The following is a 13,081-nucleotide window of genomic DNA, read 5'->3' on the forward strand; positions in this document are numbered from 1 at the left end:
GGCCCTTTTTCTGTCCCTTACTCCCCACGGCCCCCCCCCCCCCCCCCCGGGCGCCCCCCCCCGCGCCCCCCCCCCCGGGGGGGGCCCCGCGGCCATCGGGCGCCACGCAAGGCGCTGTCGGCCGTCGGGCTACCGCCGCACCGTGAACTGCCCGGCCCCGTCGTGCGCGAGCACCAGCAGCCGACGTCGGCCGTTGTCTGTCCGTTCCCGCAGCGCCTACCGTGCCGTGGCCCCGCTACTCCGATTCCCCGTCGGGCACCCTCCCACGCCGATTCAAGGAATCGGCGAAGCTCGGCGCTTCAGCCAAACCCAACGCAGGGGCCGTCGACCAACCACCGACGAGTGCCGGTTCACTGCCGATTCGATCCCAGTCCCGCCATGACAACGGCAACGAGCTGCGCAGTATCTGCCTCGGCGGACAGCTCCCCGGCTGCACCCAATGCATGCAGGCAGTAGCGGGCAAGATCATCGGCAGCGACATCGTCACGCAGGTCCCCCACACGGATCCCATCGTCGATCAAGTCTCGGAGCACCTCCAGAAACTGCTGCTGTGCATGGACGATCTGCTCGTCCGGGTGTAGAAACCTCACCAGATCCCGGTCGTGGCTGTGGGTATGCCGCGTGATGTCCGCCAGTACGGTCAGCACCGCCACCAGACGCTCCCCTGCCACGCCGGCACGGTCGCGCGCCTTCACCAATTCGCTCATGTGAGCAGCGATCTGGCGGTCATGCCAGGCCCGCAGGATCGTTTCCACGTCTGGGAAGTACTTGTACAGCGTCGCCCGCCCGATCCCGGCGCGCTCGGCGATCTGCGACATCAACACCCCCCGCAATCCCTGCTCGAACACCAGGGACGCCGCCGCGTCCAGGATCGCATCACGCACCTGCGCGCGATGCGTCTCGATGGCCTTGTTCCACAGCTTGGGCACCCACCAACTATACGTTCAGGCGGTACTGAATACATCTCATACTTGACTATAGACACACTGTCTCGATAAATTCGGGTCACGCTCCGAAAGTGGGACTCACACCGAGAGGCGACAGTGATGCTCACTCCCCACGAACCCTTCCCCGGCTACCGGCGCCCCGCCGGGCCCCATGACCTCTACACCACCAAGCCGCCCTGGGATATCGACCGCCCGCAACCTGCACTCGCCGCACTCGCCGAGGCCGGGGATATCCACGGGCGCGTACTCGACATCGGCTGCGGCACAGGCGAACATGCACTACTGGCCGCACAACTCGGCCATGAGGCGACAGGCATCGACCAGTCCGCACAAGCACTTGAGCGCGCCGAGCAGAAGGCCCGAGAACGTGGCCTGACCGTCCGATTCCTCCGCCACGACGCCCAGGATCTAGCCACGCTCGGCGAAACCTTCGACACCGTCATCGACAGCGGGCTGTTCCATATCTTCGCCCCCGATGCGCGCGCCACCTACGCCAGCAGCGTGGCAAGTGTGCTGTGTCCTGATAGCCGCTACTTCATGCTCGGCTTCAGCGACCGGCAACCCGGCACCTGGGGCCCACATCGACTCAGCCGCAACGATATCGAGACCGCCTTCGGCGACAGTTGGCGGCTGGATTCGCTGGAACCCGCCGTCCTCGAAATCCTGCCCGATCCTGCCGGTGCGCAGGCGTGGCTTGCCGCACTCACCAGGATGTGATCGTGATGCCAACCGTCGAAGCGCACGTCCGGACGGATCGGCCGGTCCGGTTTCTGCGCCAATTCTGCAAGCACGCCGATGCAATGAGTTCCCCGCGCGCCCACCGCATGCGCATGCACCAAACGAGCCCGGCACTGCGCGGAGACGTTCGCCTCCGCATCGAGCACACCGATACGTCGGCCACGATCCACTTCGAGCCTTGGGGAACATGTCTCCTGCGCATCGACACTCAAACGTTGGTGATACGCATCGAGGCGGTCGATAAGCCTGCCCTGCACCGCATCCGCGACATCGTCACCCACGACCTGCAGCGCCTCGGGCATGGCGAACCGACCATAGAGTGGGACGAGCACGACGCGAGTGGTGGTGCGGCATCATGAGACTCGCGCATCTGCGCACGGCCGCACGTCGCCACTCCCCCGTCCTCGTTGTGGTCCCCGTCGTGGCTTTGGCCGTGCATCTGGGCCTCGCCGGGTACGCCCTCGCCCATTGGCGTTGGTCGCTGCCGGCACTCGCCGCCATCGCCGCATTGATAGCGGTAAAAGTACTGCTGTTCACAGGCTTTCGCGCGCTTCGACGACGACGGTGACAGGTGCCGAGGCTGGCGACCAACCGCCCGTGAGAGTTTCTGCCTGCCGGTCACCCGCGACCTAGCGGTGCCGGCGAACCCGCCGGTGTCGGTGCCGTTCCAGCTGCCGATGCCGTGGGAGACCCCGATCACCACCGTCACCGGCCACCCCTGCCCGGAATGACCGTCGGTGTGCGCACCGAACTCGTCCTCTCCGGCTCGCCCGACAAGGGCGACCTCGACCCGGTCCACGTCTCCCCCACACCCGCCCAGGACAGGGTGCTCGACGCGTTCGGCGAACTCGGTTTCAGGTTTCCGCGGCGCCGACCTCGAGGCCGGTCACATCCACGGCGTCGCCCAGGAGCTCGGCTTCAATCAGGAGATCGAGTTCTTCCCGCCGCGCGCCCCAATTCGCCGGTCCCATCCAGGAAGTCGAACTGACCTTCATCACCAGCCCACACGAACTCGTCGTAATCCTGGAAGCCGACCGCCGACGCGGCATGTTCTCCCCGGCGGTGACACCTTCGGCCGCTTCACGTCTCCCACGCCGACGCCCTCACCACCGACTGGACAGGTGAGATCGGTGCTGGCTGGCCCAGGTCGCCGAATGCGGCCACGCCGCCCACGGCAACCCCGCCTTCGGCGGCCACCCCGGCTACCAGCAGCCGAGCTACGCTCGCTCTGGTACGACCGCCTTCAGGGTCGCCGCGCTCCCGGCATGGGCGGCATAATCGCCGGTGCGGCCGATGGCGTGGTCGGCAGAATGATCCTCGGCGAGGTCATGGACGACATTGTTCGACGGCTGCGACATGGGCTTCGACGAATAACCGCTCAGCACAACGGATTCAACCGGCCTCGCGACGTCACTCCGGATTCGAACTCGGTTCCGGGTTCGCAGTCGGACACCTTCGGGTCGGCACCGGCGGCCACCACACCGACGAGTCAGTTCACTGACGTGGCTCCGACAACCGGGAGTAGTCGCTGCAGGACGTCATCGATGGTGAGCAGCCCGACACCACGGATATACTCGGCGGTTTCTAACCGTGTCGGTTCCGTTGTCGCAGAAGGTCGGTCGAGGTCTTGTCTTGGAGCCAGAGTTCTCGGACGGCTGAGTTCGGCTGCGATTCGTTGGGGGTCGAGGTGGTTCCATTCGCCGAGATCGGCGCCTTTTTCGGAAGGTATTGGCGCAGCAGCCCGTCCGTGTTCTCATTGCTGCCGCGCCGCCAAGGTGAATGTGGATCGGCGAAGTAGATCCGCAGGCCGGTGGCCGCCTCGATCCGCTCGTAGTGGACCATCTCGTTGCCCTGGTACCAGGTGAAGGTCCGGCGGAGCTTCTGTGGAAGCCTGGTAAATGCTGTGATCAGGGCGTCTTCGACGGTGGGGGCGGAGTGTCCGTGGGGCAAGCGGACCAGCAGTGTGTAGCGCACCGTGTGTTCCACCAGGGTCGCGATAGCTGATAGCTTCCAGGTGCCGACGATGAGGTTGCCCTCCCAATGGCCTGCCTGTCGGCGGGTTTTGACGTGGGCAGGTCTGTTGCGGATCGGCCGGAGGCTGGTGAGCTCCCGCAACGCACCGTCGCGGGACCTGCCACGGCCGCATCGCCGCAGGCGGTGACCGATGCGAGGTCGTGCCGCTGGCCGGGGCGGCGCTGCTGTTGCGCACCGCGCGGAGCGTATCGGCCTGGTCAAGGGCTTGTCGAAAGCCCTGTCCCCGTGGCGTAAACCCCCTTGCCTCATACGATCCGGCAAGATCATCATGGATTTGGCGGCATCACTCGCGGTTGGCGGGGATTGTGTGCGTATCTGGCAATGCTATGGGCCGAGCCGGGTGTGTTCGTGCCGGTGGCGTCGGATCCGACCGTGTCGCGGCTGATCTCTGTTCTGGCGGCCGATACGCCCAAAGCGTTATCCGCCATTGCTTCCGCACACATAGAGGCACGCGCGTGCATGGGTGCTGGTGCTGGTCACCGGGCACGCCCCGGCCACGGGATCGATGCCGGGCATCCGCCGATCATCGATTTTGATGCCACGCTTAGGCTAGGCCTCGATCAGACCGATATTCTCAATTCGCAGAGTCGCATTCGGGTCGATCCGGATTCCACGGGCCCGCACCGAGGCATCGATAATTCCCCAGATGATTGCGCTGAGATGCTCGACAAAAGCTGGGCGGGGCATCGCCGTAGCCGGGTCGGATTGCGAATTTATCCACCAATCCGTTGCGGACAGGCTCGCACCTATGATCGACTGCACTACCAAATCGATACCAGCGGTATCTGCGCCAGCGGTGTCCAACACTGCGGCGAAATGGTCGGCAATGAACCCAGCCAATTCGCGTGCGTCCTCAAGGGCCGGATCGGCCTCCGATGAGTTCTCGTTGAAATGACTTCGAACGAGAAACTGGAATACATTGCGGTGCTCATCGACCAGTTGCGCGTACTGCTCGACAAGCTGGTGCATCAACTTGCCGATCGGATCGGACCCGAAATCAACCGCAGCAAGGACATTGGACCACATGAGCTCCTTCGCACGTTCTATGACAGCAGCACGAAGGCCCAGTTTGTCTCTGAAGTGCCGATACAGCTTGGGCTTGGTCGCGCCTGCTTCCCGCGCGATGTCGTCCATGCTGGCATCGGGACCGTACTTGCCGAACGCCCGATATGCGGCATCGACGAGTTCCGCTCGTACCAGGACCCGGTGCTCTGCCCAACGGCTCGAGCGTGCGTCGACTCGCCGAACCACCGAGCCACCGACCTTCCGAATCCGCTGTTGCGCACCTGCCATTCCGTCAATCGTACGCTATCGGTCAGATGACCGAGCACTCGTACGAACGTCAGTCGCCCGACGGATCGAGCGGACGCGAGGGCACTGCGGCGCGGCGGCCGGTCAGTCGAACGTCACCGTAACGTTGTCGGTGATAGGGACCGATTGACAAGCCAGCCGATCACCCTCTTCGATGTCGTCCTCGTCGAGCACGTCGTTCACTCTCATCTCGATGTCGCCGTCCATGACCTTGCATACACATGCGCCGCATCCTCCCTCGCGGCACGAGTACGGCGGTGAGAAGCCCTCGTTCAGTAAGACCTCGACGAGTGACAGATCCTTCGGCCATTCCAGCTCGGTGCGCTCACCGTCGAGAAATACCACGAGACGGGCCTGTTCCTTCGTCATTGATTCCTTGACGTTGTTTTCGACGTCGAAGGGATCGGAGCGCAGCGATTGGAAGATTTCTCGATGAACATTCCGGTGCTGCACGCCAGCTTTATGCGCTACATCGACCACCAGATCCATGAACGACGCGGGGCCACACACGAAGTACATCCGATTTCGGTAATCGCCGCAGAGTTCAGAGACGACCCTTCGGTCCGGCAACCCACGCTCGCTCTCCAGCCATTCGATCAGAGTGAGGCGTTCTGGAAACTGCTTCGCGAGATACCGGAGGTCTTCGCCGAAAATGACACTTTCCGCGTCCTGGTTTGCGTAGAAGAGAACGAGATGGCCGCCACCCTCGAGCAAAGCCGACTTGACAATCGACATTATCGGTGTGATGCCGCTGCCAGCTGCGAACAACGCCATATCCGCGTCGAGGTCCTTAGGCGTAAAATGTCCACTCGGTGGCAGGACGGTCACGGTAGCGCCGACCGCGATATTGTCACACAGCCAGTTGGATCCGTACCCCCCCGCCGTACGTTTCACCGTCACGGCCAACTCATCTTCGGCATGCGGGGAACTCGACAGTGAATAGCATCGAGCCACGTATTTTTCGTCACCGACCCCGGGAATACGCAAGGTGAGAAACTGTCCGGGATCGTACGCAAATACTTCCCATTGAGTCTCCGGGACGTCGAACCATATCGACACCGCCTCTGGCGTCTCCTGCACTACACGGGAAACCGTGAGTTCGTATGGCATGTTCATTTTCGAGGACATTCCTTCTCCAGTGATGCTGGACGACCCGTGGCCCCGCCCCATCCAGCTCGGGTTGCCCGACATCAGCTGTCGTGCTTGACAAGGCCATATCGGCGGCCTATCGCGTACCCGACACGCGCCAGCGGTGCATTGAGATCCTGATACCTGGGTCCCACCACTCGTGTGATGAAATCGAAACCGAGGGCGTCAGGTCCGATGAGAACTCGCGGCTTGTTGCGCCGCACGCCCTTGAGGATCGATTCGGCGGCGCGTTCCGGTGTGGTGAGCGCGATGCGGTCGAATCCTGCGACAATCTTCTCCTGATCGCCCAGTGCGCCGACTCCGCGAGCATCTCGCACGATGTTTGTGCGAACACCGCCCGGATGTACACATGTCACGCCGACAGGTAACCGGCGAATTCGCATCTCCTGACGTACCGCCTCGGTGAACCCCCGCACTGCGAATTTCGATGAATTGTATGCGCTCTGGCTCGGTATAGCCATCAACCCGAAGACGCTGGAGACGTTGACAATGTGCCCGTCACCCGAAGCGATCAGATCCGGAAGAAACAGTTTCGTTCCGTTGACCACTCCCCAGAAATTGATTGCCATCAGCCATTCGAAGTCTCTCCATTCCATGTCCAAAATATCGGCACCCAGCGCGACACCTGCATTGTTGATCACCATGCTGACCGAGCCGAAGTCGGCGAGGACCCGGCTCCGATAGTCCTGGAATGCGCGACGATCGGCGACATCGAGCTCGTAATGCTGACATTCGATGCCCCGCGAGCTGCACACGGAGGCGGTTTCGCGGGCCCGTTCACCGTCGATGTCGGCGATGGCCAATCGTGCACCCTCGCCCGCCAGCCGTATCGCGACCGCGCGGCCGATTCCCGAACCGGCCCCGGTCACCGAGACCACTCGGTCGCTGAAGTTCTTCATTCCGGCAGATTGTCCTTCCTGGTCGAACTCGGGACGACGCTGGCGCGTTGAGCGCTGGTCAGCTTGCCAACGAACGCGAAATCGGATTCCGTGAGGTTACGAGTACGTCGCCAGTACTGCCAGGTGAATCCTGGCCAGACTGTTCGGTTGACACCCTGCGCGTCAAGGTACCAACTGGTGCACCCGCCGCTGCTCCATACCCCTTTAACCAGTTTCCGCTGGATCTCGGAGTTGAATTTCCGCTGGACCGGTTCACGCACCTCGAGCGCGGCCGCACCGCGCTCTTTCGCGAGACGGATCGCCGAGATGATGTATCTGATCTGGCATTCGATCATGAATACCACGGAGTTGTGGCCGAGCCCGGTATTGGGGCCGAGTAGGAAGAACAGGTTGGGGAATCCGGCGGTCGTGATGCCGAGATGCGTTTGAATGCCGTCGTCCGACCACACCGATGAGAGTTCACGGCCGCACGCACCCTTGAGGCGCAGGTTCTCGAACCCGTCGGTCACATGGAAACCGGTCGCGTAGATGATCACATCGACCGGACGCTTGTCACCGGTCTGGGACACGATCGCGTCCTCGGTTATCTCGGAGATCCCATCGGTGATGACCGTAGTGGTGGTCCGATTCAACGCCGGATAGTAATCGCTCGAGCCGAGGATCCGTTTACACCCGATGCGATAGGTGGGGACGAGTTTCGCGCGCAACGCAGGATCGTCGATCCCACGCGCAATGTTCCACTTGGCAATTCTCTCAAGCGGACGCATGAGGTTGACATGCCCGTTGAGGCCTATCGACAACGACTCCGCTGACCAGTAGACGGCAGTTCGGAGAGCTTTGGCGACGATCGGCGCCCTGGTTAATAGAGCCCGGATGCCCTCCGGGATCTTGACATTCCTCCGAGGCAGCACCCATGCCGGCGTCCGCTGGTATACGTGCAGTTCACCCGCGACCTTTGCAATCTCCGGGATGAATTGAATGGCACTCGCCCCGGTACCGATAACCGCGACCTTCTTACCTGCCAACGAGCAGTCATGATCCCACTGCGCCGAATGAAACACCGTGCCACCGAACTTCTTCTGCCCCTCGATCTCGGGAATGTTCGGTATGTGCAATGCTCCCACTCCCGAAACCAGGAACTGGGCGACGTACTCGTGGCCGTCCGAGGTGAGAACATGCCAAGCGGAATCGTCGGCATCCCAGTATCCGGATTGCAGTGCCTGGCCGAAGTGTGTGCGCCGATAGAGATCGTACTTGTGCGCGAGGTCGATGAGATAGCTCTGGATCTCATCCTGTCCCGCCCACAGGTGACTCCAATCCGGTTTGGGTTCGAAGGAATACGAGTACATGTGTGACGGAACATCGCAGGCGCAGCCCGGATAGGTGTTGTCGCGCCAGGTTCCGCCGAGCTCGGTATCCTTCTCGATCAGCAAGAAGTCATCAATTTCGTATTTCAGCAATTGGATTGCCATCCCCATGCCGGAGAATCCACCTCCGATAATGAGAACTTGCGTTCGGTGCACTCTGTCCTGTGCACGATCGCCTCCCGCGCCACTGGTCTTATCCACGTACTTTCCAGAACGGTTCTTGTTCATCGACTTCCTCTGGCCGGTGCGGCTCGCCGCGGCGAGCGTTAGCCACAAAGATCTGTTTCGTGCCCGCCACGTGCGGAAACATCGGACTGTGCGACCGAGTAGGTCACAGGAATCGAGCAGCGCTCCACGCATGCGTAGCGATGCCCGCCTCCGCTCGACAATCTCGGTTGTGCGGTCACGTGTGTCGCCGGACCGCACCCATCGTTCACCGCTGGGCGATATCGTCGGGGAGGCTCCTCGTCAGACGCCACAGGAACCGTGTGACCTGGCCTTCCAGCATGCCCGCCTCGTCGAAGAATCGGATCATCGGCTCGGACATGAACTGTAGGTTCTCCCGGTAGTGCGGACCGAACTGGCACGCGAGGAACCCCCGCAGCGGATGCACTCCCACGACGCGGTACAGCCTGGGGTTGATCAGAATCGGATAGGCCAGGTTCGCGACAACCGCAAGCACGCCGCGGTGCCATGCCCGCGAGATTCGTCCGCGCGCTCGCATTCCCTCGACAAGTTCGGATCGGGCGAACGTGATGTGGCGGGCCTCCTCCAGCACATGGATCTTCATCAACTGCCGGACCTGCGGCTGGAGTCGGTCGTCGTTCATCGCTTCACGCTGGGCACGATCGAGTATCTCTTCGATCAGCAAGGTCGCACCCTGGATCGACGGCCCCAGCGGGATAAAATGCAGGATCTTCGCCACCGACAGGAATCCCCGCGGGAGCTTGTATGGCGGGATGCCCGTTTTGGCGATCAAGCGCGCGAACATCGTGGAGTGGCGACTCTCATCGCCGACCTCGGCGAGTGCGTACAGAGCCTTGTTATCGACGAGATCCCCCTTCGTGTTCAGCCGTAGCAAGGCCATGCTCAGCAAATTCTCGGCGTAGATTCCGAAACTCAGGATGCTGACCAGCTCGTGTTTGCCCAGCTCGAGCTTCTGCTCATCGGAAAGTCGATTCCACAGACCGGTGCCGTAGAGCGAGATGCGGTGCTCGGGAAACCACGCCTTGTCTGGCAACCATGGGCTCTCCCAGTCGATGTCGACTTCGGCATCGTAGAACTTCTCCGCAGAGGTCTTGAGCAGCCGCCCGGCCGATCGTTGCAGATCAACGGGGCGGCGACCGCTCACGCGCGCCATACCGTCGGTGGTTACGGCGATCGGCCCGGTGGTCTCTGTCCTGACTTCACTCGTCGTCATCTGTCCCTCCTTCGACTCGATCGATGACTCGGCATCGACGCATCCGGCACGGATCAGCATCCCGTGGCGGTAACCCGCGCACCCGCTAGAGATGTCAATACGGCAAGTAGCGGATACTCTGGGTATGAGGTAACTTTGACCGCAGCTGGCCGGATTGTCAAGCGGTCAGCCCCCCATCCGACGCCGGGCTGCCAGTCCATCAGTGCCGGGCGATCCCCATTACGGGTTCGGGTGTCGACCAGACGGAGGAGTTCACAGTGAAATCTCATAGTCCGCACGATGCCTCCGACTACATCGGATTGGCCACAGTGGTGATCGCGAGCACCGAAGTCGAAGTGCAGATCGAACTGCGCGGCTTCTTTCAACCCATCGATGGCCGCTTCTGCTGGTACGGACGGGTCCGCCAGAACGATGCCCTCGACGAGCTACTACGGGGCCGTCGACGTTCCGTGGTGGTCCGGACCAGCACCGGCGAAGCCCCCGCGACCATCGGTGATCGAGATTTCTGGGGCCGGTATCGAATTCAAGGACGCGGCCGCCCGCCATACCACGTGCCGACATCGCTGGAAGAAGTCGAGACGGTACAAAGCTGAACCGTAGAACCTAGCGCGGATGCCGACGACGAATACTCGCGAACGGACCAGGAAAGACATGATCTGCTTTGAAGACAGGCTCGGCGCCCGCAGGTCCGCGGCTTGGACGCTGACCATAACCTGCGCCGCGGTGGCCCTGGTTGTCGCGGCCATGGCCGCGCTCTACACCGCGCTGCCTGCCATCGCGCTCGACACCGGCGCCGATCAGAATGCACTCACCTGGATAGTCGACGGATACACGCTGATGCTCGCCTGCCTGGTGTTGCCTGCAGGATCGATCGGCGATCGATTCGGACGCCGACGCGTTCTAACCATAGGATTGGCCGTTTTCGCGGCCGCCTCAATTGTGCCCGTGCTGGTCGATGCCCCGGCCGGGCTCATTGCCTCGAGGGCCGTGGCAGGAGCAGGAGCAGCCTTCGTCATGCCGGCCACCCTCTCGCTTCTGACCAGCAACATGCCGGTGGAAAGGCGAGCGTACGCGGTCGGAGTATGGGCGGGAATCGCCGGTTCGGGTGGGGTGATCGGCATGGTTGGATCCGGTCTGCTTCTCACCCGATGGTCATGGCATTCGGTCTTCGTCGGCCTGACTCTCGTCGCACTGCTACTGTTGGTTCTGGGCTTCACCGTCCCTGAGTCACGCGACACCGGACGCCCACAGCTGGACCTTCGCGGCATGTTCTGGGTGACACTCGCCATCGGTACGTCGGTGTTCGCCGTCATCGAGGCTCCGACGCTCGGCTGGACCGATGGCCGAGTCATCACCATGGGTGCGATCGGAGTGATTGGCGTTGCGGCGTTTATCGTCACCGAATTGCGCATCGAACACCCGTTGCTTGACGTGCGGCTCTTCCGCCGCCGGGGCTTCTCGAGCGGTGCGCTATCAATAACCATCCAGTTCCTCGTGACCTTCGGAGTGATGTTCCTGCTGGTACAGCACTTCCAGCTCATCCTGGGGTTCGCTCCTCTGCACTCAGCCTTGGCGCTTGCCCCAATGGTCGCGCCGCTCATCGTGATGTCGCTCGTTTCACCAACGATCACGGCATGGGTGGGGTTGCGAGTGACCACCGCGACGGGGTTCCTGACCATCGCCATAGGCTTGTTCGCCCTCCTGCGCCTCGACACCGGTTCGTCCTATTTCGACGTGCTCTGGCCATTGCTGATCATGAGCGCTGGTCTGGGTATGTCAGCCGCCCCCGCCACCAATGCGATCATGCTCGACACACCGTTGGAGAAGCACGGAGTATCAGCTGCGGTCAACGACGCAACTCGCGAAATCGGCGCGGCCATCGGCATCGCCGTCGCCGGCAGCATTCTATCCGCGAACTACACCTCGAGAATCACCGAGGTGCTGAACCGCATTCCTGAGCCTGCTCGCGCTCCGGTCCGAAGCTCACTGGCTGGTGCACTCGAAGTCGCTGAACGGGCGGGTGTCGTAGGAAGGCCTCTCGCCGACTATGCGAAGGCCGCCTTCTGGACCGGGGTGGAACATTCCGTATTCGCGCTGGCCGTGATCACCGTAGCCGGGGCGCTGCTCCTCATCCCACTCTGTCCTGGACGCAAAAGACCTGAGGACGATAGGAGCTTCCGTAGCACCCGTCAGAGCGGTCGATACCAACTCCGACGCCCCGGACGTATGCGTACCCTGGCGGACTGATCGGCGTTCGCAACGACCACCGAATCGGTGACAACTGCCGCGCTGTCCAGAGTGGTGCAGAAAGGTTCGGAGAGCTGCTCCCGAACACCTCGCATCGCCCGCCCGGAGTCGGTCGGTCGCGCGGCGCATCGCCTGGTCGACCAGCCTGTACCTGCGGGTGTTCCGGTGGCTGACCCGATTGTTCGATCGGGGCATCGGAACTGCTGGGCGGGCTGCTGGGGATCGAGCCGGTCACGGTGTGGAGAACTCGTCGACCCCCGCACAACCTCGAGCACATCATCGCCGCATCCCGCCACGCCGGAGAACTACCCAAATCGTCGTCCACGCTTGACCGCATCCTCGACTTCTCCACTAGCACCGCCGAGTTCGCGATGATCCCCCGCGCCCAGGTAGACGTGGTGCACGTGGACGGACCGCGGGAATCGCCGCACCAATGTCGAACTGGCCGTGGCGGCGGCCCTGTTCCACGCAGGGCGGGGCTCCGCCGAAGGCCTCCTCATCTCGTCCTGAGGAGCGCAGATGTGGTGATCGACGAGTGCGGCGTGCTCACCGTCGAGGACATCGCCGAGGAACTGATCGGAGAGATCTCCGTCGAACACGACGACGACACCGCCGGGGAGATCATCGCCGACGGCGACGGCCCGGCTGCTCGCTGTCGTGTGAGGGCTCAGGACCTCGGTGACAAACAATGCTCGAGACCTGGTTGAAGGTCTCAGGACGCGGTGGACTTTCGAATCAGATTCGGGGGGAATGGATTTTGGCTTTCCAGCGTCTGACGGGGTAGTCGGTGGTGCGTGGGTGCAGCGCCACTTTCGCGCCGCCGCAGGTGATCCGGAAGTGGGTGTCCTCGACGTGAATGGTGGCTATCTGGCCGGCGTAGGTGCGCCCGATGCGCAATCGCTGGCGAGCGACCATAACAACCCCGTCCGCGGGAACCATCCGCTCGACGCTGATCGGCCCTGGGGCCGG

14 protein-coding genes and 1 pseudogene are annotated in these 13,081 nt (G+C 62.6%); 6 read left to right on the plus strand and 9 right to left on the minus strand.

Annotated features, from left to right (window positions below; translation table 11 throughout):
* Positions 1-350 precede the first annotated feature (350 nt).
* Positions 351-929, minus strand: coding sequence for a TetR/AcrR family transcriptional regulator (locus tag QH290_RS28825; RefSeq protein ID WP_280264774.1), 579 nt, complete (start codon positions 927-929; stop codon positions 351-353).
* A 117-nt stretch (positions 930-1,046) separates the two neighbouring features.
* Between QH290_RS28825 and QH290_RS28830 the strand changes: the two genes are divergently transcribed.
* The 3 genes and pseudogenes from QH290_RS28830 to QH290_RS38240 form a co-directional block, all read left to right on the plus strand.
* Positions 1,047-1,664: a class I SAM-dependent methyltransferase gene (locus QH290_RS28830; protein WP_280264773.1), complete on the plus strand. Its 618-nt coding sequence runs from the start codon at positions 1,047-1,049 to the stop codon at positions 1,662-1,664.
* A gap of 5 nt (positions 1,665-1,669) precedes the next feature.
* Positions 1,670-2,044, plus strand: coding sequence for a DUF2218 domain-containing protein (locus QH290_RS28835; protein ID WP_280264777.1), 375 nt, complete (start codon positions 1,670-1,672; stop codon positions 2,042-2,044).
* A gap of 368 nt (positions 2,045-2,412) precedes the next feature.
* Positions 2,413-2,493, plus strand: a pseudogene (locus tag QH290_RS38240) (sporulation protein); the annotation flags it as partial.
* Positions 2,494-2,539: 46 nt separating this feature from the next.
* Here QH290_RS38240 and QH290_RS28840 read toward each other — a convergent pair.
* The 7 genes from QH290_RS28840 to QH290_RS28870 all read right to left on the minus strand — a co-directional run bounded on the left by QH290_RS28840 (position 2,540) and on the right by QH290_RS28870 (position 9,865).
* Positions 2,540-2,683, minus strand: coding sequence for a hypothetical protein (locus tag QH290_RS28840; protein WP_280264772.1), 144 nt, complete (start codon positions 2,681-2,683; stop codon positions 2,540-2,542).
* Positions 2,684-3,269: 586 nt separating this feature from the next.
* The gene (locus tag QH290_RS28845) at positions 3,270-3,800 is read right to left on the minus strand and encodes an IS30 family transposase (protein WP_425301608.1); all 531 of its coding nucleotides are present in this window, start codon (positions 3,798-3,800) and stop codon (positions 3,270-3,272) included.
* 468 nt (positions 3,801-4,268) lie between these two features.
* Entirely contained in the window at positions 4,269-5,012 is a 744-nt protein-coding gene (locus QH290_RS28850; protein WP_280264771.1) for a TetR/AcrR family transcriptional regulator, read from the minus strand.
* A 102-nt stretch (positions 5,013-5,114) separates the two neighbouring features.
* Positions 5,115-6,146: a 2Fe-2S iron-sulfur cluster-binding protein gene (locus QH290_RS28855; RefSeq protein ID WP_280264770.1), complete on the minus strand. Its 1,032-nt coding sequence runs from the start codon at positions 6,144-6,146 to the stop codon at positions 5,115-5,117.
* Positions 6,147-6,220: 74 nt separating this feature from the next.
* Positions 6,221-7,078, minus strand: a complete 858-nt coding sequence (locus QH290_RS28860) for an SDR family NAD(P)-dependent oxidoreductase (protein ID WP_280264769.1) — start codon at positions 7,076-7,078, stop codon at positions 6,221-6,223.
* Positions 7,075-8,673, minus strand: a complete 1,599-nt coding sequence (locus QH290_RS28865; protein ID WP_280264768.1) for a flavin-containing monooxygenase — start codon at positions 8,671-8,673, stop codon at positions 7,075-7,077. The genes QH290_RS28860 and QH290_RS28865 overlap by 4 nt, the downstream gene beginning before the upstream one ends.
* Before the next feature lie 205 nt (positions 8,674-8,878).
* Positions 8,879-9,865, minus strand: coding sequence for an AurF N-oxygenase family protein (locus QH290_RS28870; protein ID WP_280386343.1), 987 nt, complete (start codon positions 9,863-9,865; stop codon positions 8,879-8,881).
* A 257-nt stretch (positions 9,866-10,122) separates the two neighbouring features.
* Here QH290_RS28870 and QH290_RS28875 point away from each other — a divergent pair, with 257 nt between their 5' ends.
* The 3 genes from QH290_RS28875 (at position 10,123) to QH290_RS28885 (ending at position 12,819) form a co-directional block, all read left to right on the plus strand.
* Entirely contained in the window at positions 10,123-10,458 is a 336-nt protein-coding gene (locus QH290_RS28875) for a DUF4873 domain-containing protein (protein WP_280264766.1), read from the plus strand.
* 58 nt (positions 10,459-10,516) lie between these two features.
* A complete protein-coding gene (locus tag QH290_RS28880; protein WP_280264776.1) occupies positions 10,517-12,112 on the plus strand; it encodes an MFS transporter in 1,596 nt (531 codons plus the stop codon).
* Positions 12,113-12,633: 521 nt separating this feature from the next.
* Positions 12,634-12,819 (plus strand): hypothetical protein, encoded by a 186-nt coding sequence (locus QH290_RS28885; protein WP_280264765.1) that lies wholly within the window; start codon positions 12,634-12,636, stop codon positions 12,817-12,819.
* A gap of 28 nt (positions 12,820-12,847) precedes the next feature.
* On the opposite strand, the gene QH290_RS28890 is transcribed toward QH290_RS28885, so the two are convergent.
* The gene (locus tag QH290_RS28890) at positions 12,848-13,051 is read right to left on the minus strand and encodes a hypothetical protein (protein ID WP_280264764.1); all 204 of its coding nucleotides are present in this window, start codon (positions 13,049-13,051) and stop codon (positions 12,848-12,850) included.
* Positions 13,052-13,081: the final 30 nt, after the last annotated feature.

Origin of the sequence: Nocardia wallacei (assembly GCF_029869545.1) — a bacterium.
In the GTDB taxonomy this organism is placed as follows: domain Bacteria; phylum Actinomycetota; class Actinomycetes; order Mycobacteriales; family Mycobacteriaceae; genus Nocardia; species Nocardia wallacei_A.

What these genes read in the sequence shown, in the direction of transcription:
- QH290_RS28890 (WP_280264764.1), bottom strand. Translation starts at nt 13,051, where the DNA reads ATGGTTCCCGCGGACGGGGTTGTTATGGTCGCTCGCCAGCGATTGCGC.
- QH290_RS28870 (WP_280386343.1), bottom strand. Translation starts at nt 9,865, where the DNA reads ATGACGACGAGTGAAGTCAGGACAGAGACCACCGGGCCGATCGCCGTA.
- QH290_RS28830 (WP_280264773.1), top strand. Translation starts at nt 1,047, where the DNA reads ATGCTCACTCCCCACGAACCCTTCCCCGGCTACCGGCGCCCCGCCGGG.
- QH290_RS28860 (WP_280264769.1), bottom strand. Translation starts at nt 7,078, where the DNA reads ATGAAGAACTTCAGCGACCGAGTGGTCTCGGTGACCGGGGCCGGTTCG.
- QH290_RS28835 (WP_280264777.1), top strand. Translation starts at nt 1,670, where the DNA reads ATGCCAACCGTCGAAGCGCACGTCCGGACGGATCGGCCGGTCCGGTTT.
- QH290_RS28850 (WP_280264771.1), bottom strand. Translation starts at nt 5,012, where the DNA reads ATGGCAGGTGCGCAACAGCGGATTCGGAAGGTCGGTGGCTCGGTGGTT.
- QH290_RS28865 (WP_280264768.1), bottom strand. Translation starts at nt 8,673, where the DNA reads ATGAACAAGAACCGTTCTGGAAAGTACGTGGATAAGACCAGTGGCGCG.
- QH290_RS28855 (WP_280264770.1), bottom strand. Translation starts at nt 6,146, where the DNA reads ATGAACATGCCATACGAACTCACGGTTTCCCGTGTAGTGCAGGAGACG.
- QH290_RS28880 (WP_280264776.1), top strand. Translation starts at nt 10,517, where the DNA reads ATGATCTGCTTTGAAGACAGGCTCGGCGCCCGCAGGTCCGCGGCTTGG.